Here is a 26296-nt window from a genome sequence, read left to right as displayed (position 1 = left end):
GGGCCGCGCCGGACGGAGCGGACGAAAAGGGTCAGCCCTGCCGCCGGGCGGCGCGGATCAGGCCGAGGATGTTCCTGGCCGCCTCGGGAATGTTGGTGCCGGGGCCAAAGATCGCCTTCACCCCGTGGTCGTGGAGATACTGGTAATCCTGTTGCGGGATCACGCCGCCGCAGATCACCAGGATGTCCTCCGCCCCCTGCGCCTTCAGCGCCTCCACCAGCTTCGGCGCCAGCGTCTTGTGACCCGCCGCCTGCGAGGAGATGCCGACCACGTGCACGTCATTGTCGATCGCGTCCTGCGCGGCCTCCTCGGGCGTCTGGAACAGCGGCCCCACGTCGACGTCGAAGCCGATGTCGGCAAACGCCGTGGCGATCACCTTGGCGCCGCGGTCGTGGCCGTCCTGGCCCATCTTCACCACCAGCATCCGGGGGCGCCGTCCCTCCTCCTCGGCGAAGGCCTCGACGTCGCGCTGGATCTGCGCGAACCCCTCGTCACCCTCGTAAGCGGAACCGTAGACCCCCGCGAGGGTCTTCACCTCGGCCCGGTGGCGGCCGAACACCTTTTCCATCGCCATCGAAATCTCTCCCACGCTGGCGCGCGCCCGCGCTGCCTCGACCGCGGCCTCGAGCAGGTTGCCGCCTTCGGAGGCCCGCCGGGTCAGCTCGTCCAGCGCCGCCTGGCAGGCCGCCTCGTCGCGCGCAGCGCGGACCTTCTTCAGCCGGGCGATCTGGCTGTCGCGGACCTTGACGTTGTCGACGTCGAGGATGTCGATCGGGTCCTCCTTGTCCTTGCGGTACTTGTTGACGCCGACGATCACGTCCTCGCCCCGGTCGATCAGCGCCTGGCGCCGCGCAGCACTTTCCTCGATCCGCAGCTTGGGCATGCCGGAGGCGACGGCCTTGGTCATGCCGCCCATTTCCTCGACCTCCTCGATCAGCGCCCAGGCCTTTTCGGCCAGCTCCGCCGTCAGGCTTTCGACGTAGTAGGACCCCGCGAGCGGGTCGATCACGTTGGTGATGCCGGTCTCTTCCTGAAGGATCAGCTGGGTGTTGCGCGCGATCCGGGCCGAGAATTCGGTGGGCAGCGCGATCGCCTCGTCCAGCGCGTTGGTGTGCAGCGACTGGGTGCCGCCCAGGGCCGCCGACATCGCCTCGTACGCCGTTCGGATGACGTTGTTGTAGGGGTCCTGCTCCTGCAGGGACACACCCGAAGTCTGGCAATGGGTGCGCAGCATGGAAGAGCCGGGCTTCTTCGGCTCGAACTCCTCCATGATCCGGCTCCACAGCAGGCGCGCGGCCCGCAGCTTCGCGGCCTCCATGAAGAAGTTCATGCCGATGGCGAAGAAGAACGACAGCCGACCCGCGAACTTGTCGACATCCATCCCCGCCTTGATCGCTGTGCGCACGTATTCGCGCCCGTCGGCAAGGGTGAAGGCCAGCTCCTGCACCAGGTTCGCGCCGGCTTCCTGCATGTGGTAGCCGGAGATGGAGATCGAGTTGAACTTCGGCATCTCGTTCGAGGTGTATTCGATGATGTCCGCGATGATCCGGATCGAGGGCTCCGGCGGGTAGATATAGGTGTTGCGGACCATGAACTCCTTGAGGATGTCGTTCTGGATGGTCCCCGAGAGCACCGCTCGGTCCACCCCCTGCTCCTCGCCCGTGACGATGAAGTTGGCGAGGATCGGAATCACCGCGCCGTTCATCGTCATCGAGACCGAGACCTTGTCGAGGGGGATCCCGTCGAACAGGATCTTCATGTCCTCGACGCTATCGATCGCGACGCCCGCCTTGCCGACATCGCCCACGACGCGGGGGTGGTCGCTGTCATAGCCGCGGTGGGTGGCCAGGTCGAAGGCGACCGACACCCCCTGCTGGCCGGCGGCCAGCGCCTTGCGGTAGAAGGCATTCGATTCCTCGGCGGTGGAAAAGCCCGCGTATTGCCGGATCGTCCACGGCCGGCCCGCGTACATCGTGGCCCGCGGCCCCCGGGTGAAGGGCGCAAGACCGGGGAGCGAGCCCATGTGCGCCAACCCCTCGGTGTCCGCCTGGGTGTAGAGCGGCTTCACGTCGATGCCTTCCAGCGTGTGCCAGGTCAGGCTTTCGGGCGACCTGCCCTTCAACTCCTTCTCGGCCAGCGCTTTCCATGCGTCCATGTTGCCGGGCACGTTGTCGGGTCTCTTGTCGTTCATCGCGGTGTCCCTCTCTCCTCTCCGCCGGGCGCGCCGTGCTTGCGGCAGCGGCCCCGCGGGCCTATATCTGTTGTGCAAGGCACGGTGATCGTCACCATGCCTCAACGCGGAGGATGAAGATGCCGAAAGACACCTACACCCCCATTCCCGTCACCGGCCGGACCGGTCCGCGCCCGGGGTACTGATCCCGGCCCTTGCGCGTTCGGCCGCCTCAGCCCGGAGCGCGCCGTCCCTGCCGCCCTTCGCGTAGGCGTCGATGATCGTCAGGGCGTAATCCCCGAAGGCGAAGGCCTGCTTCTTCATCTCGATGTAATCGCGGTAGATCGCGATGCGTCGAGGCTGTTCCAGCCCGCGGAAGCCCACCCCGCGCATGTCCCGCGCCAACGCCGCGACCGAAGCGATCTGGCTGTAATAGGCCACCACCGGGTCGATCGAACTGCGCGGCAGGATGTGGATATCCGCCACCACCGCGCCGAACACCCGGTCGTTCGCCTCGTGCGGGATGAAGGGGATGAAGGCGGGATCCGCCTCCATCCGGCTCACCATCCTGTCGGCGTAGAGGTCCAGCGCCTCGGCCCCGCCGAGGTTCGCTAGATGCGCCCCGATCTCGGCAAAGAGCGCCCGGTGCACGTCGCGCAACCGCTCCGCCCGGCGGGCGGCCGCGGCGCGGCGGTTCTGCCAGCCGTTGACCCACCAGCCGAAGGCCACCACGGCCCCGGCGATCACCGCCTGCCAGATCCGCGCGTCCCAGAGACCCGCCTCGGCGATATGGGCGCTCTCGCTCACTCGAACTCCATGATGACGTCATCGACGGCAAGGCTGGCGCCCGGTTCAGCATTGACCTTGGAAACCACGCCCTTGCGCTCGGCGCGCAGGATGTTCTCCATCTTCATCGCCTCGACCGTCGCCAGCGCCTGGCCCTCCTGCACCTCGTCGCCCTCGGCCACATTGATCTTCACCACAAGGCCCGGCATCGGGCAGAGCAGCAATTTCGACGTGTCGGGGGGCAGCTTCTCGGGCATCAGCCGCGCAAGCCCCGCCGCACGCGGACGCCGGACATAGACCTTGAGGTCGGCCCCACGCGTGCGCAGCCGATACCCCGCCGCGATCGGGTCGACTTTGAGGACCAGCGGCACTCCGTCCACCATGATCCGCGCCAGCGACTGTCCTGGCCGCCAGTCGCTTTCCACACGGAGCGATTGTTCCCCCACCCGCACGGTGGAGCCAAGCTTGTCGGCCTCGATCTTCACCTCGACCTCCTGCCCTGCGATCGAGACGACCCAGTGGCTGCCCACCCGCCGCTCGTGGTTGCCCAGCCGGCCCGAGATGCGGGTGCGCCGGATCTCGTCGACGCGGTTCATCGCCGCCGCCGCCGCCGCGATCCGCTCCACCTCGGCCCCCGAGGGCGTCACGCCGTCGAAACCTTCGGGATATTCCTCGGCGATGAAGGCGGTGGTGATGTTGCCGCTGATGAACCGCTCATGGTCCATCACCGCGCTGAGGAACGGCAGGTTGTGCCCGATCCCCTCGACCTCGAACCCGTCGAGCGCGCGGCGCATCTCGTCGATCGCCGCCTCGCGCGTGGGGGCCCAGGTGCAGAGCTTGGCGATCATCGGGTCGTAGTACATCGAGATCTCGCCGCCCTCGAAGACGCCGGTGTCGTTGCGCACCGCGGCCTTGTCCGAGGCCATCTCCTCCGGCGGGCGGTAGCGTGTCAGCCGGCCGATCGAGGGCAGGAAGTTGCGGTAGGGATCCTCGGCGTAGAGGCGGCTTTCGATCGCCCAGCCGTTGATGCCGATGTCTTCCTGCGCAAAGGGCAGCTTCTCGCCATCGGCCACGCGGATCATCTGTTCCACGAGGTCGATGCCGGTGATCAGCTCCGTCACCGGGTGTTCCACCTGAAGACGGGTGTTCATCTCGAGGAAGTAGAAGTTCTTCGCCCCGTCGACGATGAACTCCACCGTGCCCGCGCTGCAATAATCCACGGCCTTGGCCAGGGCCACCGCCTGCTCGCCCATGGCACGCCGCGTCTCTGGGTCCAGGAAGGGCGAAGGAGCCTCCTCGATGACCTTCTGGTTGCGGCGCTGGATCGAGCATTCGCGCTCGTTCACGTAGACGCAATTGCCGTGCTTGTCGGCCAGAACCTGGATCTCGATGTGGCGGGGCTGGGTGACGAACTTCTCGATGAAGATCCGGTCGTCGCCGAAGGAATTCGCGGCCTCGTTCTTCGACGACTGGAAGCCCTCGCGTGCCTCCTCGTCGTTCCAGGCGATCCGCATCCCCTTGCCGCCGCCCCCGGCCGAGGCCTTGATCATCACCGGATAGCCGATCTCGTTCGAGATCTTCACCGCCTCCTCGGCATCCTCGATCAGGCCCATGTAGCCCGGCACGGTGGAAACCCCCGCCTCGGCCGCCAGCTTCTTCGAGGTGATCTTGTCGCCCATCGCCTCGATCGCGCCCGCGGGCGGGCCGATGAAGGCGACGCCCGCCTTTTCCAGCGCCTCGGCGAACTTCTTGTTCTCGGACAGGAAGCCATAGCCCGGATGCACCGCCTCGGCGCCGGTCGCCTTGATCGCCTCCATGATCCTGTCGATCACGATGTAGGACTGGTTGGCGGGCGACGGGCCGATGTGCACCGCCTCGTCGGCCATCTTCACGTGCAGCGCGTTGCGGTCGGCGTCGGAATAGACGGCCACCGTCTGGATGCCCATCTTGCGTGCCGACTTGATGACCCGGCAGGCGATCTCGCCCCGGTTCGCGATCAGGATCTTCTTGAACATCTCCGCCCTTCCTGAACTGCGGGGCGGCGAAGCCATGCCGCCTCCGCGACAAAGAAAACGCCACCACGGCACCGGGCCGCGATGGCGTCATCGTGAGTGGTGATCATGCGTCCCCCCGGGCGCGCGAGGCGCGCCGCGGGAGCCGCGAAATCAGTTCCGGGTGTTCTGGCAGGCCTGGGCGCCGGTATCGCGGCAGAACACGCCAGCGGCACCGCCGATGAGCGCACCGGTCGCAACGTTGTTGCCGGTCGCCCCGGCGACGGCACCACCTGCGACGGCCCCTGCGACGCCGCGCTGGGTGTCGTTCTCGAAGCAGCCGGCGAGCGAGCCGACGAGAACCCCTGCGATGGCCAGTTTTCCAAGCGTCGCGGGCCAGTTACGAACAGTTTGCATTTCGACATCTCCTTTATATTTTTCAACAGGGAGATGCCGCGAATGCCCCCGCGCGCTCCCTGCCTTGCAATCCGGGAACGCGGCCCGATCAAAAGCGGTTCCCTCACGCAGGGGAAAAGTCGCACGACATGGGAGACCGCAAAAAAAGGCGGCCTGACCCGGGGAGGGTCAGGCCTTAGGGTAGGGGAAGGGTAACGGTCTTGACAAATCAGAGCCGCGGCATGGGTGCACCGCGCCTCGATCATCAGCATGTCGCAGGACGCGCCACCGGGAAAGCCGAATTTCCGGCGCAACGGAATCTGCGCTGAACCCTGCCGGTTTCCCAGTGACTTACGCGGATTCATGCCGAGCGACCCCGGTTTTCGGGTTCGTCACCGCCGGTTTCATCCTCTTCCCAATCGTCATCCTCCTCGTCGTCGAAGTCGAAATCGTCCCAATCGGCCGGCGACATGCCGGCGTTCGGGTCGAAGACCTCGGGAAAGGAGGCCTCGGCGACCGAACGGTCGATCTGCAGCATCGCCTCGTAGCTTTGCGGATCGAACGGGTCGTCCAGCGCCTTCACCTCGCGGCCGAACAGCCACGAAAGCCGCCCGGCATCGAGGTTGCCACGCTCGAACGGCTCCTCTCCGAAGTGGTCCCAGAGCGCGGCCATGAACTGGCGGTCGGCCTCGCGGTCGACCTTGCGCCGGTCGGCGAAACGCTCGCGCCGGATGATCTTCGTCGCGCCCTCCTTGCCGGCGCGGCGGATCGTGAACTGGAAATCCGTCCCCGTCATGCGGCTGGGAAAGCCGCGGTGCTTGACCATCTCGCCACCTTGGTGGCCGCCGCTGCCCTGCCGCTTTCGCGCGGCCCGCGGCCCTTTGCCCCCGTGCTTGGCCATCAAAGCCCCTCCCATTCGCAGTGATCTTCCTTGGGCAGGAAGGTATCTATGTATTGCCGGACCTTCGGGTCCGCCGTGCCGAAGGGCAGCGGTTTGGCCATCATCGTGATGACGATCTCGTCCACCGCGCGTCCATCCTTCTTCAACGCCGGCAGGGCGACGTGATCGCAGAGATATTGCAGATCGTCCGAGGCCGCCTCGGGTGCGATCAGAGTCTTCGCTCCGGCCGCGATCTGCGGCGCGACGAAGCGCAGGCGCAGCCGACGCTCGCCCCCCGCGGCCTGCGCCTCGGGCCAGATCACCTGGTGCAGCGTCACCGCCTGCCCCGAGGGCAGCGTCATCGCCGCGGGCGGCGTCTCGGCCGGCGCGGTGGACGCCAGTGCCGGCGCGGTCAGCGCCAGCAGCGCCAGAAGGGCGGGACGCATCATCTCAGGCGACCTTGCGCAACAGCATCCGCCGCGCCTTGGGATGCCCCGGCAACAAGGTGATCGGCCCCATCGTCGCCAGATCCCAGACCTGGTCGTCGGCCCGCTTCATGCGCAGATCCAGAAGCACCGCGCCATTGGTCGACACCTGCCCGCGGAAGAATTCCAGGTAGGTCGCCGCCGGATAATGGAACCCGCAGGAGACGAAGCTGGCCGCCAGATCCACCACCCCGGCCTTCTTCAGCTCTTCCGAGGTCGGGTTGACGGTGACGATGCTGCCCTCCGGCACCCCGTTCGCTTCGAGAAAGGCCCGCGCCTTGCCAAGGCTTGTGTAGGCCGCGCCTTCCTCGGCATAGCCGAAATGGCGATGCTCGTTGCTCTCGATGTCGATCAGCACGATATCGCACGCCAGGTCGCGATGCGCGAACAGGTCCCAGATCGCGTAGCCGCAGCCGATATCCGCCACACGGCGCGGCTCAAGATCCTTGAGCGCGACCGCCATCGCCCGGTACTCGGCATGGATCACGCCCGCCACGCGGCGCGCGATCTCCTCGCCCAGCCGGTCGATCTCGGCCTCGATGGGTGCGGGATCGCCCTGCCCCCAAGCCTTGATCACCTGCCCGTAACGCGGCACATCGTATAGCACCTCGGACCGCTGCAGCAGCATGTTGAGCAGATCCTGCCGGTCGAACATCGACACGTCGAGGGCACGGATCGCGGGATCCTGCGCCTCGGCTGCGATGTCCAGCGGAACGACATCGAGATCGGGCATGGCGTATCCTCAGAGGGGAATGTTGTCGTGCTTCTTCCAGGGGTTCTGGAGCTTCTTGCCCCGCAGGCTGGCAAAGGCCCGCGCCACCCTGCGGCGGGTCGAGCGCGGCTGGATCACCTCGTCGATGAAGCCACGCTCCGCCGCGACGAAGGGGTTGGCAAAGCGGTCCTCGTAATCCTGCGTCCGCTGCGCGATCTTCTCCCGGTCTGCCAACTCGCTGCGATAGAGGATCTCCACCGCGCCCTTGGCGCCCATCACCGCGATTTCGGCGGTGGGCCAGGCATAGTTGAAATCGCCGCGCAGGTGCTTGGACGCCATGACGTCATAGGCGCCACCATAGGCCTTGCGCGTGATGACCGTTACCTTCGGCACCGTCGCCTCGCCATAGGCGAAGAGAAGCTTTGCCCCGTGCTTGATGACACCGCCGTATTCCTGCCCCGTCCCCGGCAGGAAGCCCGGCACGTCGACGAAGGTCAGGATCGGGATCTCGAACGCGTCGCAGAACCGCACGAAACGCGCGGCCTTGCGCGACGAGTCGATGTCGAGGCACCCCGCCAGAACCATCGGCTGGTTCGCCACGATGCCGACGGTCGACCCCTCCAGCCGGATGAAGCCGGTAATGATGTTCTTGGCGAAATCTTCCTGGATCTCGTAGAAATCCCCCTCGTCCGCAACCTTGTGGATCAGCTCCTTCATGTCATAGGGCTGGTTCGGGTTGTCGGGGATCAGCGTGTCGAGGCTTTCCTCGACCCGGTTCACGTCATCGAAGAACGGCCGCACGGGCGCCTTCTCGCGGTTCGAGGCGGGCAGGAAATCGACCAGCCGGCGCACCTCGGTCATCGCCTCAACGTCATCCTGGAACGCGCCGTCGGCGACCGACGACTTCCTGGTGTGGGTCGAGGCGCCGCCCAGTTCCTCGGCGGTGACGATCTCGTTCGTCACGGTCTTCACCACATCGGGGCCGGTGACGAACATGTAGGAGGTGTCGCGCACCATGAAGATGAAATCGGTCATGGCAGGGCTGTAGACCGCGCCCCCCGCACATGGCCCCATGATGACGCTGATCTGCGGCACCACGCCCGAGGCCATGATGTTGCGCTGGAACACCTCGGCATAGCCCGCGAGAGAGGCCACCCCCTCCTGGATCCGCGCGCCGCCGGAATCGTTGAGGCCAATGACCGGCGCGCCGTTCTGAACCGCCATGTCCATGATCTTGCAGATCTTCTCGGCATGAGTCTCGCTCAACGAGCCGCCGAAGACGGTGAAGTCCTGGCTGAAGACATAGACCTGCCGGCCGTTCACCGTGCCCCAACCGGTGATCACGCCATCGCCGTAGGGGCGGCTTTCCTCCATCCCGAACTCGGTGCAGCGATGCGCCTTGAACATGTCGAATTCCTCGAAGCTGCCCTCGTCGAGCAACAGTTCGATCCGTTCGCGCGCGGTCAGCTTGCCCTTGGCGTGCTGCGCCTCGATGCGCTTTTCACCACCGCCTAGCCGGGCCTCGGCCCGCTGCGTTTCCAGTTGCTGCAGGATATCCTTCATCGGCGGCCTCACTCCCTGGCATCTTCGGGGGGCATTCCGCGCCTTGGGCCGGGCACGCCGGCCCGGCGCGGACCGGCACGGCCCTCGCTCGCAGCGACACTAGCGGCAAAGGCGGCCGGACCAAAGGAGAATCCGTCAAATTTGCAAAGTATTGGCATGAGATGCAGAGCAAATCGCAAAGTCGCAAATCACTCCACGAAACGGGCCTCCCGCCGTCATGCATCGGGCCTACAATCCGCGCGTTCGCCCGCGGGAACCCACCCCGCCCCACTTAGCGTTTCCGAAGGCTCAACCTGCGAGAGATCCCCATGACCGCCCTGCCCGCACCCCTGATCACCATCCTGCTCCTGACCGGATCCAACGTCTTCATGACCTTCGCCTGGTACGGCCACCTCAAGTACAAGGGCGCGCCCCTTTTGCTGGTGATCGTCACGAGTTGGGGGATCGCCTTCTTCGAATATCTACTGCAAGTGCCCGCCAATCGCATCGGCAGCGAGGTGCTCAGCGCCGCCCAACTCAAGACGATACAGGAGGTGATCACGCTGCTCGTCTTCTCGGTGTTTTCGGTCACCTATCTCGGCAACGCATTCCACTGGCATATCCTCCTGGGCTTCGCCTTCATCGCGGTCGGCGCCTTCTTCATCTTCAACGCGGCGGCGTGACGGGCTGGACGCGAAGGGTTTGCAAAGGCTAGAACAAGGCCTGCAAACCCGAGGGACGGCCATGGCCACAGCGAAACTCTACGCCGGCGTGAAGCTGCGCGACATCCGCGGGCGGCTGGGGCTGACGCAGAAGGCTTTCGCCGGCAAGCTCGGGGTGTCGCTGCCCTACCTCAACCAGATGGAGAACAACCACCGCCCGGTCTCGGCCGGGGTGGTGCTGGCGCTGGCGCGCGAGTTCGGCTTCGACGTGACGGAGCTGTCGACCGACGACGCCGAGCGGGTCGTGAGCGACATGCGCGAGGCGCTGGCCGACCCGGTGTTCGGCGCGGCGACGCCATCGATGGCCGATCTGCGGCTGGCCGCGACCAATGCGCCGGCGCTGGCGCGGGCCTTTCTGGACCTGCACCGCGCCTACCGGCAAAGCCACGAGCGGCTGGCCTCGCTCGACGCGGCGCTCGACCGCGACGAGGGGGCGGTCCGGCCCTCGCCCTGGGAAGAGGTGCGCGACTTCTTCCACTATTGCGACAATTACATCGACGCGGTGGACCGCGCCGCCGAACGCTTCTCGGGCCCCGATGGCACCCCGCGCGATCCGATGGAGGCCGCCCGCGCGGCCCTGGAACGGCGCGGCGTGACGCTTGCGCGCGGCGAGGGGCCTTGGCTGCGCTTTTTCGACGAAAAAGCGGGGCGGCTCACCCTCTCGGCCCGCGCGCCCGACGCGACCCAGCGGTTCCAGGCGCTGCACCAGGTCGCCCTGCTCACGCAGAACGAGCTTCTGGAGGCCACGCTCGACCTCGCGCGATTCCAGTCCGACGAGGCCCGGGCGATAGCCAAGATCGGGCTTGCGAACTACTTCGCCGGGGCGGCCCTCATGCCCTACCGCCGCTTCCTTGCCGCCGCGCAGGAAGTGCGCCACGACCTCGAACGCCTCGCCGACCTCTTCGGCGCCTCGATCGAACAGGTGGCGCACCGGCTCTCGACCCTGCAGCGCCCCGGCGCCAAGGGCATTCCCTTCTTCTTCGTCCGCGTCGACCAGGCCGGCACGATCACCAAGCGCCACTCGGCCACCCGGCTGCAATTCGCCCGCTTCGGCGGGGCCTGCCCGTTGTGGAACGTCCACCGCGCCTTCGAGACGCCAGGCCGCTTCCTGCGCCAGCTGGCCGAGACGCCGGACGGGATGCGCTATCTCAGCCTTGCGCTGGAAGTGTCGAAGCCCGGCGGGTCGTTCCGCGCCCCGGTCCGGCGCTACGCGATCTCGCTCGGCTGCGAGGTAAGCCATGCCGGCGCGCTGGTCTATGCCGACGACCTCGACCTCACCCGCGCGTTCGAGCCGATCGGGATCTCCTGCCGGATCTGCGAGCGTCCCGACTGCCCGCAGCGCTCGGTCCCGCCGCTGGAACGGCGGCTGCGCGTCGACCCCGGCAAGCGGGGATTGCTGCCCTACGAGATCGGCGGGTAGAGGGCGCCCGGCCCGCACAGGACGCCGGGGCATGCAACGCCCGACGCAGATGCCCCAGACTGTCCGACTTCACGCGTCGAACGAGTGTGGGCTTTCCGGCGGGTGAGCCCGTGGCGCCGGATCACATGCCCCGCCCCGACCAAGCCGCGCCGCGAAGCCATGGGCCAGCCATCATCCGGCGCCCCGCGGGGGTCACGAAGGCGCGCCTCCGGCGACGGGCCGCCGACCCGCCCTTGCCCCCGCCACTCACGGCGCTAGGGTTGGTCGGCACCATTTCGGAGGGGAGCATGAAGCGCGTTCAACTTGGCCGGACCGGTATCGAGGTTTCGGAATTCTGTCTCGGCTCGATGACCTGGGGCAGCCAGAACACCGAGGCCGAGGGCCATGCCCAGCTCGACATGGGGTTGGCTGCCGGGGTGAATTTCATTGACACGGCCGAGATGTATCCGACCAACCCGATCCGCCCCGAGACCGTGGGCCGGACCGAGGAGATCATCGGATCCTGGCTTGCCGCGCGGGGCAATCGCGACGACCTCGTGATCGCCACCAAGATGACCGGCGAGGGAAACGACAAGGTCCGCGGCGGCGAGGCGATCACCGGCCCCGGCCTGGAGGCCTGCGCCGACGCTTCGCTGAGGCGGCTGGGGACGGACGTGATCGACGTCTACCAGCTGCACTGGCCCAACCGTGGCTCCTACCACTTCCGCAAGTACTGGACCTACAACCCCTCGGGCCAGGACCGGCAGGCCATCCTCGACAACATGCAAGAGGTTCTCGAGGCCGCGGACCGGCTGGTGAAGGCGGGCAAGATCCGCCATTTCGCGCTCTCGAACGAGACCGCCTGGGGCACCGCGCAATGGCTGCGGCTGGCCGACGAGAACGGCCTGCCCCGCGTCGCCTCGGTGCAGAACGAATATTCGCTGCTGTGCCGGCTGTGGGATACCGACATGGCCGAGCTGTCGGTGAACGAGGACGTGCCGCTCCTGGCCTATTCGCCGTTGGCCGCGGGCATCCTTTCGGGCAAGTACGCGGGCGACGTGACCCCCGACGGGTCGCGCCGGTCGGTGACGCCCGACCTTGGCGGGCGCATCACGCCCTACGTGTTCGAGGCGGTCTCGGCCTATCTGGGCATCGCGCAGCGGCATGGCCTGAACCCGGTGCAGATGGCGCTGGCCTGGCTCCGGACGCGGCCGTTCGAGGTGATCCCCATCCTCGGCGCGACCTCGACCGCGCAGCTTGAGGTCGCCCTGGGTGCCGCCGACCTGACTCTGCCCGAAGACGCGCTGACGGAGATCGAGGCGGCCTTCCGCGCTCACCCCCGGCCTTACTGACCCCCCCCTTTCTAGATGCTCCGGGGCCGCGGCGCCCCTGATCGCCGCGGCCTCGCTGGATGCACGTCGCCCCGGAGCGGCTGCGGCGGGGCGGGCCGTCACGATGCGGGAGGCCGTCACGACGCGGGAGGCAGGCGTGACGAGGTGAGCGGTCGCAATCTGGAGGGCAAGCGCGACAGGGAGGGCGGCAAGCTTTCCCGCTGGCCCTCACGCCCGTCTCGCGATAGCGAGAGCGCATGACCCGCGCGACACCCATCGACTGGCTTCTGCTCGCCCTTCTGGGCGTGATCTGGGGCGCCTCCTTCATGGGGGTGAAACTGGCCCTCACCGGCCTGGGCCCGGCACAGGTCGCGGCGGTGCGCATCGGCCTTGCGGCGGTGGCGCTGACCGCGCTGGCCTTCGCGCTTGGCAAGGGCTTGCCGCCGCTGGGCCATCGCAGGCTGTGGCTGCACGTCATCGGCATGGGCCTCTTTTCGAACGCCATTCCGTTCCTGCTGCTCAGCTGGGCACAGAAATCCGTCACCTCGGGCTATGCCGGGATCACCATGGCGGTGGTGCCGCTCCTGGTGCTGCCGCTGGCCCATGTCTTCGTGCCCGGCGACCAGATGACTCGCAAGAAGGCCGCGGGCTTCGCGCTCGGCTTCGCCGGGGTGGCCGTCCTGATCGGGCGCGACGGCTTCGCCTCCTCGGGGGCGGAAACCGAGACACTGGCACGGCTGGCGTGCCTCGGCGCCTCGGCCTGCTACGCGGTGGGCTCGATCATCACCCGGAGCGCGCCGCCCTCGAACCAGATCAGCTTTGGCGCCGGGGCGTTGATCGCGGCCTCGGTCGTGATCGTTCCGGTGGCGCTGCTGACCGAACCGGCCCCCGCGCCGGATCTCACCTCGATCGCCGCGGCGGTCTACCTCGGGCTGTTCCCGACCGCGCTGGCGACGCTGATACTGGTCCGGATCATCACCTCGGCCGGCCCCAGCTTCCTGACCCAGGTGAACTACCAGGTGCCGGTCTGGTCCGTGCTCTTCGGCTCCGTCCTGCTGGGCGAGCCCGTGCCACCCGCCTTCGTCGGCGCGCTGGGGCTGATCCTGGCGGGGCTTGCCGTGGCCCGCGCCCCGGCCTGGCGCCGCAGGCCCTGAACCGCCGCCCCGGGCGCCCCTTCCGCTGATCATTTCCCCCCCGCAGCCCTGCCCCGACAGGCGGCGCACGGAACCCGGCCATTTCGCGCCCGGACCTCGGCGAAAGCCTGCCAGTGCTGGCCCTGGGCCGCTTTCCGCAGGGGAACCCGGGCGCCCGGCCGCACGTTTACACGCTGTCTTCGGCAAACCTTAGCCGGGCCTGTGGACCGATCTCACGAGCCCATTGATTTTTGCGCGAAAGCGCTCATTTGCTCACGCGCTCCAGCCCTGCAACGTGCAGGATTGCGACTCAAGGATTTCGGCCATGCGCCTGACCCTCCTCGACGGCTTTCGCGGTTACTTTCTGCTCTTCATGACGGTGGCGCATGTCAACGTCTACCTCGACACCTTCATCGGCAAGGTGAACCATCACTACATCGGCTGGGTGGAGGACGCCCAGGGATTCGTCTTCATCTCGGGCTTCGTCATCGGGCTGGTCTACACCAAGCGGCTCCTGCGCAAGGGCGCGCAGGAGATGGGCGGTGCGGTCCGCACGCGCATGGTGCACATCTGGCGCTATCATGCGGGGCTTGCGCTGCTGTTCCTGGCCGCAGCGCTGATCCTGCCGCGGCTCGGGGTGCATGCCGACATCCTCGACCAGCAGGCGAAGGATCCGATCCTGTTCACGCTGATGGAGATGGGCCTCGTCACCGGCACGCTGCACATGGGCATCCTGCCGATGTACCTGATCTTCATGGCGGCCACTCCCTTCGCGCTCCGCGCCTTCCAGAAGGGCAATTACCTGACGGTTGCCGTCGTCTCGGGCCTGGCTTGGATCTTTGCCCAGACCGGCCTGCCCGACTGGGCCGAATACCCGGTGCAGAACGCGCTGGCCGACATGGGCCACCCGATCAACATCGGCATCTACTTCAACGTCTTCGGCTGGCAGGTGCTCTACATGGCCGGGCTGTGGCTGGGCTACCTGATGGCCACGGACAAGCTCGACCTCGGCTTCTTCCGCACGAAGGAGGCCGAGACCATCTTCTACGTCCTGCTGGCGGGCTTCGCGCTTTTCGCCTTCGTGAGCGTGGTGACCTGGAGCAAGGGGCTGGGGCTGGGGTACAGCAAGTTCGTCTGGAAGACCTTCGACCGCGGCAACCTTTACCCGATCTACGTGTTCAACTTCGCGGTCGACCTCTACCTGGTCGTCTGGCTGCTGAACGCCGGGCACGACCACGCGAACCGCGTCATCCGCGGCGCGGCGGCAACGCTCAACTGGGTGTTCACGCGGCGGATCTTCGTCTTCCTCGGCCAGCATGCGCTGCAGGTCTTCACCACGCAGGTGGTGGTGGTCTACATCCTTTCGGTCTGGATGCAGGGGCAGAAGCCCGACACGCTCGAGGCGAACCTGCTGTTCTTCGCCTGCTTCCCGCCGCTCTACCTCGCCGCCTGGGTGCACAAGCGGGCGAAGGCCCCGCGCCCGGCCCGGGTTACCGCGGTCCCGGCCGAATAGCCCAGGCCAGCTTGCCCCGGCTTGCAGGGTGCGTCTCGGCGCGCCCTGCGGCCTCCGCCGGGAAAGGGGGTGCTGAGACTCCCCCCTAGGCGCCCTGACCTGCCGCCGTCTCGACCGCCGCGACGATACCATCGACGACCTCTTCCAGAAGCGCCGGATCCTCGCATTCCGCCATCACCCGGATCAGCGGCTCCGTCCCCGACTTGCGGATCAGCAGCCGCCCCTGCCCGGCAAGCCGCGTCTCGGCGCCGGCGATCGCGGCCTGTACCGGCCCCGCCTCCAGCGGCGCCGCCCCCGCCGCGTAGCGCACGTTCCTGAGAAGCTGCGGCACGGTCTCGAAGTTCTGCACCAGGGCCGAGGCCTTCTGCCCGGTCCGCGCCATCTCGGCCAGGAACTGCAGCGCCGCGATCAGCCCGTCGCCGGTCGTCGCGTAATCGGTCATCACGATGTGGCCCGACTGCTCCCCACCAAGGTTCCAGCCGCCCCGCCGCATTGCCTCGACGACGTAGCGGTCGCCCACCGGGGTCCGCTCCAGCCGCAGGCCCCGCCCCTGGAGAAAGCGCTCCAGCCCGAGGTTCGACATGACCGTCGCGACAAGTGTATCGCCCCTGAGCCGCCCCTCGCCCGCCCAGCGTGCCGCCAGAAGCGCCATCAGCTGGTCGCCATCGGCCACCCGCCCGGTCTCGTCGAGGATGATGACCCGGTCTGCGTCGCCGTCGAGACAGATCCCCACGTCGGCCCCCTCGGCCACCACCTTGGCCGCCGCCGCCTCCGGATGGGTGGAGCCGCAATGGTCGTTGATGTTGTAGCCATCCGGCGCCACCCCGATCGGCAGCACCTCGGCGCCCAGCTCCCACAGCACCTCGGGTGCGGCGCGGTACGAGGCGCCGTGGGCGCAGTCCACCACCACCTTGAGCCCATCGAGCCGCAGCCCCGCCGGGAAGGTCGTCTTGACGAATTCCTGATAGCGCCCGCGGCCATCGTCGATCCGCCGGGCACGGCCGATCCGCTCGGGGGCAGCCGGGGCGATTTCGCCCTCGAGAATCGCTTCGATCTCGGCCTCCGCCTCGTCCGACAGCTTGAACCCGTCGGGGCCGAAGAACTTGATCCCGTTGTCATGCGCCGGGTTGTGGCTGGCCGAGATCATCACGCCGAGATCGGCCCGCATCGACCGGGTGAGGAACCCCACCGCCGGCGTTGGCACCGGGCCGAGCAGCAGCACGTTCATCCCGGTAGAGGTCAGCCCCGCGGTCATCGCCGTCTCCAGCATGTAGCCCGACAGCCGCGTGTCCTTGCCGATCACCACCCGGTGCACCCCCGCCGAGGACCGGCGAAAGTACCGCCCCGCCGCCGCCCCAAGGCGCAACGCCATCTCGGCGGTCATCGGATGGGTATTCGCGCGCCCGCGCACCCCGTCGGTCCCGAAAAGCTTGCGTGCCATCTATCCCTCTCCTTGCCTGCCCGGCCGCTACCGCGCCGGGGCCGGTGCCGGCTGCCCGTCAGACGGCCCCTTCGGCCCCGCATCCGGCCAATCCGCCCGCCAATCGAGCTGCCATTGCGCCTGCCAGAGCGCCAGCGCCTGCGCCGTCTGCGCAACGTCGTGGACGCGCAGGATCTGCACCCCCTGCGCCACCGCTCCCAGCGCCAGCGCGATCGACCCCGGCGCACGGTCGCGCGCCTCCGCCGCCCGTCCGATCGTGCCGATGAACTTCTTGCGCGACACCCCGAGCAGCACCGGACACCCCAGGCCGTGGAACAGCGACAGCCCGCGCAGCAGCGCCAGGTTGTGCTGCGGCCGCTTGCCGAAGCCGATGCCCGGGTCGACGCAGATCCGCGCCCGGGGGATGCCCGCCGCCTCCGCCGCCGCGACCCGTTCCTCGAGATGATCGTAAACGTCGAGCAGCACGTCGTCATAGCGCGGATCGGCCTGCATCGTCTCCGGCACGCCCTGGGCATGCATCAGGCAGAGCGCGGCGCCGGTCTCGGCCACGGCTCCCGCCATCGCGGGGTCGAACAGCATCGCCGAGACGTCGTTCACCAGATCCGCCCCCGCCGCGACCGCGGCCCGGGCAACCCCGGCCTTGCGCGTGTCGACCGAGATCGCCCCTTCATCCCCGCCGGCCCTGAGCGCCGCGATCACCGGGGCGACCCGCGCCGCCTCGGCCTCCACCGGCACCTCGGCCGCGCCGGGCCGCGTGCTCTCGCCGCCGATGTCGAGCATCTCCGCCCCCGCCGCGCGCATCGAACGCGCGTGCGCCAGCGCCGCCTCCGGCGCGTCGAACATTCCGCCATCCGAGAAGCTGTCGGGCGTGACGTTCAGGATCCCCATGATCCGCGGCCGGTTCATCCCCAGCCCCGCCAGCGCGGCCCGCGGCGCGCAGAGACGCGCCATCACCGCCTGCGGCAGATCGGAAACCCCGACCACCCCGACACTGCCGCCCCGCTGCAGAACCTCGACCCGATCGAACCAGCACCAGCCGCCCGCCAGGCTCGGCGCCCCCTCGGGCCGCGCCGCATCCTGCATCGCGATCGGTCGGTAATACTGGGTCACGCAATGGCCTTCATCTTGGTCCAAATATTCCCGCCGGAGGGCTGCCGCGGGCAGCCCCGTCCCTGGCCCGGCTTAGCCCCCCACCCGGCACGGGGCAACCCCGACCACCCGGGGCGGGGCTAGGCCCGCTCCACCGCCACGCGGCTTCCCGCCGGCACTGCAACATCGCCGTGAACCACCAGCTTCGCCGCAGCGAAGTCCTCGGCCAGCCAAAGCGCCAGCCGCAGCGGATCCGCCCCGCCCGGCCCGTCGACCGCGTCGAGCACCATCTTGGACGGCGCCCAGACGATCGGCTGACCGCGATGCAGGGCCGAGTCGATCTCGGTCCGACTCGCCACCACCACGCAGCGCCGGTCGCGCCCGGCCAGCACCCAGGCGTTCTGCTCGATCGCCAGAAGGTCGATCCGCCTCTGCGCCGGTCCCACCGCCGACGTGGGCCGCGCGCCGTCCGGCAGACCCACGCAGAGGATCAGCGGTGCGCCGCCCTCCTGCAGCGCATCGAGCCGCGCCGAGAGATCCGGTGCCATGATCGCCGCGTTGTCGAGAAGAACGACGACCGGATGCAGCACACCGCCCTCGGGCGCCCGCACCGCCGGCCCCTTGCGGGCGCGCACGATCTCGACCCCAAGCTCGAACGGCCCCCGGTCCAGCTTGGCGATCCGCACGAAGACCCGCATCGCCCGCGGCTCCGCCAGCAGCCGCTCGGCCACCCGCTCCGCCAGCGTCTCGAGAAGGTTCAGACGCTCGGCCCGCAACTCCACGTCGATCGCCTCGACGATCTTCTCGTAGGACAGGATCCTGTCGACATCGTCGTCCAGAGGCCCCGCCTCGGCCCGCACCTCGACCACCACATCGAAGCGCAGCCGCTGCAGCGCCCCGCGCTCGTGCTGGAAGGCCCCGATATCGGCTTCGACCACGTGATCGCGCAGGCTGATCCGGTCACGCGGATCCGCGCTTGCGGTAGCGGCGGCGCGCGCTTCGGGATGGGCGAAGGCCAGCGCCGCCTCGTCGTCGGTCCGCGCGCCCTGTCCGGCGCGCCTGAGCTTGTCTGTCATGGGTCTCCGTCCTGCAGGCCGCGCCCTACCCTAGCGCGCCACGGCCCGCAACCCCAGCCACTGCGCGGCAGGCGCGGACCCGACCGCGACATCCACGAGGAGAAGCGCAGCGCACGACGAGAGGCGGCAAACCCCATTCGGCGACGCCCATCCACGACCGGCCCGGGCAGACGGCGTTACTTCGCCGCCACGCGGCTCGGCAGCCGATAGAACATGTGCGCCCCCACCGTCGCTGTATGGGTGAAGCGGTGCGACCACGAGGGATGCACCCAGCGGGTGTGGAAATAGGTCGCCCCATCGGTCACTTCGCGCGGGGCGCCGTCCAGCAGAAGCCGGGCGATCTTGCCCGCCCGCCGGAATGCGATGGTGTTGTGGATCGTCTCGGGCGCGCCGTCGCAGGCGAAAGAGAACTGGCAGCCGCCGCGCAGATGCGCGCCCTGGTTCACCACGCCGCAGACGGTATCGGGGAAACGCCCCGAATCCACGCGGTTCAGGATCACCTCGGCCACGCCGAACTGGCCCTTCACCGGCTCGCCCCGCGATTCGAAGTAGACGGCCTCCGCAAGGCAGCTCCATTGCGCCCCGCCCGTGGCGACCGGCAAATCCGAAAGGAACTCGGAGTTGTATTCGATCGTTTTGGGATCTGGATAGCCGTTCTGCTTGCGCACCACGGCGGTCGGAGGGGTGATGATCTTCTCCAGCCGATCCGGCGAGATCGTGGTGTAGGCGGTCCGCTCGACGCCCAGCAACCGCGACAGACGGCTGTCGACAGAGGCCGAGGCCGACACCGCGGCCGACGGATCGTTGGACTGGCTCACCGTAACATCGGCATGAGCCGCCCCGCTCAGGGCAAGGAGCATGACAGCGCTCCGCGCCCAGAATTGAAGCACGCGCATGGGTTTGCGTCCCCGGTTCCATTTTTTCTGCGGAGGTGCCCCCAGGCAACATCCGGCGGGTCGAATAGCCGAAAAGGAAAGGCGGGTCTACCCTTGTGACATTTATGTCACGTAAAATCAGCCAAGGTTTGCCTGCGGCCGTTTTTCGGTTGCCGGGAATATGTCATGAGACATTCCCAAAATGACACCACAGCAACCTGAAAAACCTCAGCTTTCAACCGTGGCGCGTTCTGCCAGGGCAAGGTGCGCGGCGGCCAGCCGTGCCACGGGTACCCGGAACGGAGAGCAGGACACGTAGTCGAATCCGGCCTTGCGACAGAAGTCGATAGATTCGGGGTTGCCCCCATGTTCGCCGCAGATCGACAGGGTGAGATTCGGCCGCCCCCGCCGCCCCCGCTCGGCCCCCATCAGCAAGAGCTCCCCAACCCCCTCGGTGTCGAGGATGTGGAAGGGGTCTTCGGGAAAGACGCCCTGCTGCACGTAGGCGTTCATGAACCGCCCCGCATCGTCCCGCGACAGGCCATAGGTCATCTGTGTCAGGTCGTTGGTGCCGAACGACAGAAAGTGGCAATGCGGCGAGATCTCGGCCGCGCGCAGCGCCGCGCGCGGCGTTTCGACCATGACCCCCAGGCGGTAGTCGAAGGCCGCGCCGCGCTGGGTGCGCACCGCCGCCGCCACGCCGTCGACCCGGGTCTTGACCAGCTCGACCTCGCGCCGCGCCGACACCAGCGGGATCATGATCTCGGGCACCACCGGCGCGCCGCGCTGCCCCACCTCGATCGCCGCCTCGAAGATCGCGCGGGCCTGCATCTCGTAGATCTCGGGCCAAGTCACGCCCAACCGGACACCGCGCATGCCCAGCATCGGGTTGGCCTCCGACAGCGCCTCGACCCGGCGGATCACCTCGGACAGCGGCTTGTCCAGCGCCTCCGCCAGCTCCAGCATGCCGTCGCGGCTGTGGGGCAGGAATTCGTGCAGCGGCGGGTCGAACAGCCGGATGCAGACCGGCAGGCCGGCCATGATCTCGAACAGGCGCACGAAATCATCGCGCTGCATCGGCAGCAGGCGTTCCAGCGCCGCCTCACGCTCCCCCGCCGTATCCGCAAAGATCATCTCTCGCATCACCGTCAGGCGGCCTTCCTCGAAGAACATGTGCTCCGTCCGGCACAGCCCGATCCCCTCGGCGTCGAAATTCCGCGCCGTGGCCGCGTCGGCGGGGGTGTCGGCATTGGCGCGCACCCCGATGTCGCGCGCCGCGTCGGCCCATCCCAGCAAAGACCGGAACGCATCGTCGAGCGCGGGTTCCATCAGCTCCGCCGCACCGGCCAGCGCCTCACCGCGGGTGCCGTCGATGGTGATCACGTCGCCCTCGCCAAAACGCCGCCCGTCCTTGGTGCGCAGGGTCTTGTCGCGGGCGTTGAGGATCATGTCCGACGCCCCCACCACGCAGGGCAGACCCAGCCCGCGCGCAATCACCGCGGCGTGGCTGGTGGTGCCCCCCCTCTCGGTCAGCACCCCCGCCGCGGCATGCATGCCGCGCACGTCCTCGGGCGTGGTCTCGCGCCGCACGAGGATGCAGGGCTCGCCCCGTGCCGCGCTGGCCTGGGCCGCGGCCGAGGAGAAGACCAGCTTGCCCTGCGCCGCGCCGGGACTGGCGGCGATGCCGCGCGCGATCCGGTCGCGCGGCGCGCTTGCGTCGACCTGCGGGTGCAGCAGCTCCGACAGCGCCCGGGGCTCCACCCGCAGCACCGCCTCGTCATGCGTGATGATGCCGTCCCCGGCCAGGGCCACCGCGATCCGCACCCCGGCCCGCGCGCTGCGCGCCACCTTTACCGCATCGAGGACATGGAGCTGCCCGCTCTCGATGGTGAACTCGATCTGCATCTCCTCGCGCAGCCGCTTGCGCGACGCCGCGCCGAAGCGGATCAGCTCGGCGAAGATCTCGGGCGCCTCATCCTCGAGCGAGGGACCGCGGGGATCGCGGGTGAGGAAAAGCGCGGCATCCGGATCGGCCAGCGCATCGCGGCCCTGACTCTGGCCCAGGTAGCGGCCCTTGACCAGCGGCAGGCCCGTGGCCGGATCGACGAACTGGATCACGCCGGAGCCGGAAATCCCCCGCCCGATCCCCAGCGCCATGCCCTGCACGACAAGGCCCAGCCCCGCGTCGATCGGCGCTCCCTTGGCCTGGCGCAGAAGGCGCGCGGTCGTCCCCTCCCACGCGCGGGCCATGGAGCGCAACACCTCGCGCAGCTGGTGCACCGGGTCCTGCGGGAAGGGCTCGTCCATCTCGGCCTCATAGGCGGACAGGACCGATTTCAGCGCCGCGTCGTCGATCTGGGAGACCATGAAGGCATCGGGGTCGAGCCGGGCAACGTGAATCGCGTAGGCCTGCACGAACCGCAGGTAGAGCGTGGTCGCCGCCTGCGCACCATGCGTGGTGGCCAGTTCCGCGTGCCGTTCGGCGTTCATGCCGATGTTGAGCACGGTGGACGGCCCGCCCCAGTCGGTCTCCTCGGCCGAGGGCCTGACGGAGACCAGCGGCGCCGGGCCGAACCGGTCGAGGATGGCGCGGGCGTCGAACTGCTGGCCCGCGGCGATGGCCCGCACGGCAGCGAAGGAGAGCGCGACGGTCTTCGGCACCGGCATCTCGAGGCGGACCAGCCGCTGAAGGCATTTCGCGCGCCATCCATGGCTGTCCCGCGCAATCGGCGCCGTCGCCGTGATCTCGGCGAAATCCTTGAAATCCATGAGTTTCTGCATCGCGGCACCGGTTGTTGGCCAAGGCAGGATACTCTGCCTGACGCGTGGCGCAAGCGTTGCCGTCGGCAGCAGAGGGGCGGTCTGCGCCCGTGCCAATGTCTTTCGGACATTGGCAGAAGGAAGAGGCAGGGGGGCCGTCTGCCCCCCTGCACCCCCCGAGGATATTTCCGCTCAGAAGAAGGGGTCAGCCTTCGAGGCGGGTCAGGTCGGCGACCTGAAGGCAGGTGGTGCGGATCCGGCTGAGCAGGTTGAGGCGGTTGCGGCGCACGACCTGGTTGTCGGTGTTGATCTGCACTGCCTCGAAGAAGGCGTCGATCGGAGCGCGGAGCGCGGCCATCGCGGCCATGGCGGCGGGAAAATCCTCGGCCTTCATGGCGGGGGCGATGGTGGCGTCGGCACGGTCGAGGGCGGCGAAGAGCGCGGTCTCCTCGGGGCCTTCGGCGAATTTCGCCTCGGCGCCGAAGGAATATTCCACGCCGTCCTTTTCCTCGGCCTGGGTCAGGATGTTGTTCGCCCGCTTGAAGCCCTGGATCAGGTTGGCCCCGTCCTCGGTGGCCAGCGTTGCCGCAAGCGCCTCGGCCCGCTTGACCAGCAGGGTGAGGTCGTCGTTGCCGGGCATGGCCAGGCAGGCGTCGATCACGTCGTGGCGGATACCCTGGTCGCGCAGGTGGACCTTGAGGCGGTCGTGGAAGAAAGCCAGGAGGTCGGCTGCCTTCGCATGATGGTTCTTGTCAGCACGCTCTTCGGGCGAAAGCGAACCGTCATCTGTTCGCTCATGAAAACTCTGAGCCGGGCTTTGCTGAATTCCGCGAAACAGAACCTCCGAAAAGTCTAGTCGAACCCCATTCCCCAACACCAGCCGGATCACCCCGAGCGCGGCGCGGCGGAGGGCGAAGGGGTCCTTCGACCCCGTGGGTTTCTCGTCGATCGCCCAGAAGCCGGTGAGTGTGTCGAGCTTGTCGGCCAGCGCGACGGCCACGCTGACCGGCTCGGTCGGCGCGTCGTCGGAGGGGCCGAGCGGCTGGTAATGCGCCTTGCAGGCGGCGGCGACGGCCTCGGGCAGGCCTTCGGCGCGGGCATAGTAGCCGCCCATGGTGCCCTGAAGTTCGGGGAATTCGCCGACCATTTCGGATTGCAGGTCGGCCTTGGCCACGCGGGCGGCCTCGGTCGCAAGATCCGGGGCGGCGCCGACGATGGGGGCGATTTCATGCGCCAGTGCGGCAATCCGGGCGATGCGATCGGCCTGGGAGCCGAGCTTGTTGTGAAAAGTGACGTCGGAAAGACCCGCGGCCATCCCCTCCATCCCTTCGGATTTCACCGTGCGCAGGTCGTTTTCCCAGAAGAAGCGGGCATCCGACAGGCGGGCGGCCAGCACCTTGAGGTTGCCCGCAAGGATCGTCGCACCGTCATCCGCGGTCTCGCGGTTGGCGACGGTGACGAAGCCCTCGATCCGACCGGTGGCGGGATTGCGGACCGAGAAGAACTTCTGGTGTTCCTTCATCGAGGTCTGCAAGACCTCGGGCGGCAGGCCGAGGAAATCCTCGCCGATCTTGCCCATCAGAACCACGGGCCATTCGACGAGGCCCGCGACCTCCTCGAGCAGGCCCTTGTCCTCGACCACCTCAAGCCCCTGGGCGAAGGCGCGGTTGGTGGCGTCGTTCCAGATGTGTTCGGCGCGCTCGGCCGGATCCAGCATCACCTTGGCCGCGCGCAGCTTGGCCGCGTAATCGTCGAAGGAGGTGACGGCAAAGGCATCGGGCGCCATGAAGCGGTGGCCGCGGGTGGTGTCGCCCGAGGCGATGCCGTCGACGTTCAGGGGGACGACCTCGGCCCCCGCCTCCGTCGTCAGGATGCACAGGATCGAATGCAGCGGACGCACCCAGCGGAGCGAGCCCGCGCCCCAGCGCATCGACTTGGGCCAGGGGAAATTGCGGATCGTGCGTTCCAGCACCTCGGCCACGATCTGGGGCGCCGGGCGGCCGGGGCGTTCGATCGTCGCGTAGAGAACGGTGCCCTTCTTGTCCTCGCGTTCGACCAGCTGGTCACGAGTCAGGCCGGTCGAGCGCAGGAAGCCCTCGATCGCCTTTTCCGGCGCATCGGCCTTGGGGCCCTTGCGTTCCTCGCGCAGCGTCGGGCTTTCCGCCGAGAGTCCCTCGACCGCCAGGGTCAGGCGCCGGGGGGTGGAGGAGGCGCCGGCGGAGGCATAGGTGAGGCCGGCCTCGACCAGACCGTCGGTGATCAGCTTTTGCAGGTCGGCGCGGGCGCGGGCCTGCATGCGGGCGGGGATCTCTTCCGAGAAGAGTTCAATGAGCAAGTCGGGCATTCAGGTCCTCCGGGACGGGCGGGCAGCCCTCGGGCACGGGGCGGGCGTTGTAGGCGGCCACGCCGCAGCGGTTGAGCTGGGACCAGGCATAGGCCTGGCCGTCGTTGGTGACGGCGACGACACGGTCGACGCCATAGGCCGCATCGGCGGGGGTCGCGGGCTGGCCGAGAAAGGCGATCGCAGTGTGGGCCTTCAGCGCCGCGTCGATCCGGGCCGGGTTGAAACAGGTGAAATGGCGCGGCGCGGTCGTAGGCTTCGGGTCGGCATAGGTCCGGAAGTTCTGCGTCAGCATCGGCATAGCGGTATCGAGGCGGAAGCAGGCCTTGTAGCCCACGGGCGTGGCCTTCGAGGTGATGCCGTCGAAATCGCGCACCGTCACCTCTTGGGGCTTGCCCGTTGCGGCGGAGGTGAGAAAGACCTTCGCCGCGGGCGTCGCCTTGTCGATGCCGACGCGGGCGGCGTATTGCAGCGTGTAGTAGAGGCCGGTGCCGGCCACCGCGCAGAACACCATCAGCCCCAGCACCACCAGCGTGCCGTTGTGCGGCCGCCGGCGATCGCGGCCGAGCCGCCCGCTCTTGTCGCTGCCCTTTTCCGGCCCGGTCATGCCCCGGCTCCCGCCTCCTCCGCCGCGTCCATCGCCCCGCCGGCCTCGGTGGTGACGAAGGCGTCGGCGCATTTCTTGGCCAGCGCCCGGACCCGGCCGATATAGGCCTGCCGCTCGGTGACCGAGATCACACCGCGGGCGTCGAGCAGGTTGAAGAGGTGGCTGGCCTTGATGCACTGGTCGTAGGCCGGGTGCGCCATCACGATGCGGCGGCCCGCGGCGTCTTCGGCCGGGGCGGAGAGGATGCGTTCGCATTCCGCCTCGGCATCGACGAAGTGCTGAAGCAGCATCGCCGTGTCGGCCTGGTCGAAGTTCCAGCGCGAATATTCCTGCTCTGTCTGGCGGAAGACATCGCCGTATTTCAGCGGCGTCGGGCTGGACGGGTCGTTGAACGGCATATCCATGACGTGGTCGATGCCGAGGACGTACATCGCGAGGCGTTCGAGGCCGTAGGTCAGCTCCCCCGAGACGGGGCGGCAATCATGGCCGCCGACCTGTTGGAAATAGGTGAACTGCGACACTTCCATGCCGTCGCACCAGACCTCCCACCCAAGGCCCCAGGCGCCCAGCGTCGGGCTTTCCCAGTCGTCCTCGACGAAGCGGATGTCGTGCAGGTCCATGTCGATGCCGATCGCCTCGAGCGAGCCGAGGTAGAGCGCCTGCAGATCCGGCGGCGAGGGTTTGATCAGCACCTGGTACTGGTAATAATGCTGCAGGCGGTTCGGGTTCTCGCCGTAGCGGCCATCGGTCGGGCGGCGCGAGGGCTGGACATAGGCCGCGGCCCAGGGGCGCGAACCCAGCGAGCGCAGCGTCGTGCCCGGATGGAAGGTGCCGGCGCCCACCTCCATGTCGTATGGTTGCAGCACGGCACAGCCGCGCGCGCCCCAGTAGGCCTGAAGCCGCATCAGGATTTCCTGGAAGCTTTTCGGTTGGGAGACGCTGTCGGCCATGGTTTTCCTGCCCTTTCGGATGCGCGCCCTCGATAGCCAGAAGGCGCGCAAGGGTCAATGCGGCGAGGCGGGCGATCGCTGCAGCGCCGCCGCGCCA

At 68.2% G+C, this 26296-nt stretch carries 21 protein-coding genes; 5 read left to right on the top strand and 16 right to left on the bottom strand.

All coding sequences use genetic code 11. The features are described 5' to 3' along the window. Positions 1-31: 31 nt before the first annotated feature. From scpA to CVV76_RS00790, 8 genes are all read right to left on the bottom strand, one after another. Positions 32-2191, bottom strand: a complete 2160-nt coding sequence (gene scpA, locus CVV76_RS00825) for a methylmalonyl-CoA mutase (RefSeq protein WP_408607867.1) — start codon at positions 2189-2191, stop codon at positions 32-34. 150 nt (positions 2192-2341) lie between these two features. After that, positions 2342-2977, bottom strand: a complete 636-nt coding sequence (locus CVV76_RS00820) for a hypothetical protein (RefSeq protein WP_102222713.1) — start codon at positions 2975-2977, stop codon at positions 2342-2344. Next, positions 2974-4971 carry an acetyl-CoA carboxylase biotin carboxylase subunit gene (locus CVV76_RS00815; RefSeq protein ID WP_102222712.1) on the bottom strand — a complete coding sequence of 666 codons (1998 nt, stop codon included), beginning with the start codon at positions 4969-4971 and terminating at the stop codon, positions 2974-2976. Before CVV76_RS00815 ends, CVV76_RS00820 begins: the two co-directional genes overlap by 4 nt. A 150-nt stretch (positions 4972-5121) precedes the next feature. After that, positions 5122-5364 (bottom strand): hypothetical protein, encoded by a 243-nt coding sequence (locus tag CVV76_RS00810; RefSeq protein WP_199178455.1) that lies wholly within the window; start codon positions 5362-5364, stop codon positions 5122-5124. 340 nt (positions 5365-5704) lie between these two features. Next, positions 5705-6169, bottom strand: coding sequence for a hypothetical protein (locus CVV76_RS00805; RefSeq protein ID WP_102222928.1), 465 nt, complete (start codon positions 6167-6169; stop codon positions 5705-5707). A 74-nt stretch (positions 6170-6243) separates the two neighbouring features. Then, positions 6244-6672, bottom strand: a complete 429-nt coding sequence (locus CVV76_RS00800) for a DUF6497 family protein (RefSeq protein WP_102222711.1) — start codon at positions 6670-6672, stop codon at positions 6244-6246. A gap of 1 nt (position 6673) precedes the next feature. Beyond that, on the bottom strand, positions 6674-7441 hold the full coding sequence (locus CVV76_RS24875; protein ID WP_158243082.1) for a class I SAM-dependent methyltransferase: 768 nt from the start codon (positions 7439-7441) through the stop codon (positions 6674-6676). 9 nt (positions 7442-7450) lie between these two features. Continuing rightward, entirely contained in the window at positions 7451-8983 is a 1533-nt protein-coding gene (locus CVV76_RS00790; RefSeq protein ID WP_102222710.1) for an acyl-CoA carboxylase subunit beta, read from the bottom strand. A gap of 308 nt (positions 8984-9291) precedes the next feature. Between CVV76_RS00790 and CVV76_RS00785 the strand changes: the two genes are divergently transcribed. From CVV76_RS00785 to opgC, 5 genes are all read left to right on the top strand, one after another. After that, positions 9292-9645 (top strand): DMT family protein, encoded by a 354-nt coding sequence (locus tag CVV76_RS00785; RefSeq protein ID WP_102222709.1) that lies wholly within the window; start codon positions 9292-9294, stop codon positions 9643-9645. 61 nt (positions 9646-9706) lie between these two features. Next, positions 9707-11104, top strand: a complete 1398-nt coding sequence (locus CVV76_RS00780) for a helix-turn-helix domain-containing protein (protein WP_102222708.1) — start codon at positions 9707-9709, stop codon at positions 11102-11104. 287 nt (positions 11105-11391) lie between these two features. After that, on the top strand, positions 11392-12435 hold the full coding sequence (locus tag CVV76_RS00775; RefSeq protein ID WP_102222707.1) for an aldo/keto reductase: 1044 nt from the start codon (positions 11392-11394) through the stop codon (positions 12433-12435). A 236-nt stretch (positions 12436-12671) separates the two neighbouring features. Continuing rightward, a complete protein-coding gene (locus CVV76_RS00770) occupies positions 12672-13568 on the top strand; it encodes a DMT family transporter (RefSeq protein WP_102222706.1) in 897 nt (298 codons plus the stop codon). A 304-nt stretch (positions 13569-13872) separates the two neighbouring features. Further along, on the top strand, positions 13873-15060 hold the full coding sequence (opgC, locus tag CVV76_RS00765; RefSeq protein ID WP_102222705.1) for an OpgC domain-containing protein: 1188 nt from the start codon (positions 13873-13875) through the stop codon (positions 15058-15060). 85 nt (positions 15061-15145) lie between these two features. Here the strand turns inward: opgC and glmM are convergent, their stop codons facing one another. The 8 genes from glmM to CVV76_RS00725 form a co-directional block, all read right to left on the bottom strand. After that, positions 15146-16501, bottom strand: coding sequence for a phosphoglucosamine mutase (gene glmM, locus CVV76_RS00760; RefSeq protein WP_102222704.1), 1356 nt, complete (start codon positions 16499-16501; stop codon positions 15146-15148). 27 nt (positions 16502-16528) lie between these two features. Next, positions 16529-17584 carry a dihydropteroate synthase gene (gene folP / locus CVV76_RS00755; RefSeq protein WP_102222927.1) on the bottom strand — a complete coding sequence of 352 codons (1056 nt, stop codon included), beginning with the start codon at positions 17582-17584 and terminating at the stop codon, positions 16529-16531. A gap of 146 nt (positions 17585-17730) precedes the next feature. Then, positions 17731-18666: a dihydroneopterin aldolase gene (locus CVV76_RS00750; RefSeq protein WP_102222703.1), complete on the bottom strand. Its 936-nt coding sequence runs from the start codon at positions 18664-18666 to the stop codon at positions 17731-17733. A 176-nt stretch (positions 18667-18842) separates the two neighbouring features. Next, a complete protein-coding gene (locus CVV76_RS00745; RefSeq protein ID WP_102222702.1) occupies positions 18843-19562 on the bottom strand; it encodes a cell wall hydrolase in 720 nt (239 codons plus the stop codon). A gap of 207 nt (positions 19563-19769) precedes the next feature. Then, positions 19770-22322: a putative PEP-binding protein gene (locus tag CVV76_RS00740; RefSeq protein ID WP_102222701.1), complete on the bottom strand. Its 2553-nt coding sequence runs from the start codon at positions 22320-22322 to the stop codon at positions 19770-19772. Between the two features lie 184 nt (positions 22323-22506). Next, entirely contained in the window at positions 22507-24645 is a 2139-nt protein-coding gene (gene glyS / locus CVV76_RS00735; RefSeq protein WP_102222700.1) for a glycine--tRNA ligase subunit beta, read from the bottom strand. Continuing rightward, positions 24626-25249, bottom strand: coding sequence for a DUF6446 family protein (locus CVV76_RS00730; protein WP_102222699.1), 624 nt, complete (start codon positions 25247-25249; stop codon positions 24626-24628). Before CVV76_RS00730 ends, glyS begins: the two co-directional genes overlap by 20 nt. Further along, complete coding sequence (locus CVV76_RS00725; RefSeq protein WP_102222698.1) at positions 25246-26199, bottom strand: glycine--tRNA ligase subunit alpha; 954 nt, start codon at positions 26197-26199, stop codon at positions 25246-25248. Before CVV76_RS00725 ends, CVV76_RS00730 begins: the two co-directional genes overlap by 4 nt. Positions 26200-26296 lie beyond the last annotated feature (97 nt).

Origin of the sequence: Acidimangrovimonas sediminis (genome assembly GCF_002871005.1) — a bacterium.
Lineage (GTDB): Bacteria > Pseudomonadota > Alphaproteobacteria > Rhodobacterales > Rhodobacteraceae > Acidimangrovimonas > Acidimangrovimonas sediminis.
This window is presented reverse-complemented; position numbering and strand designations above follow the sequence as displayed.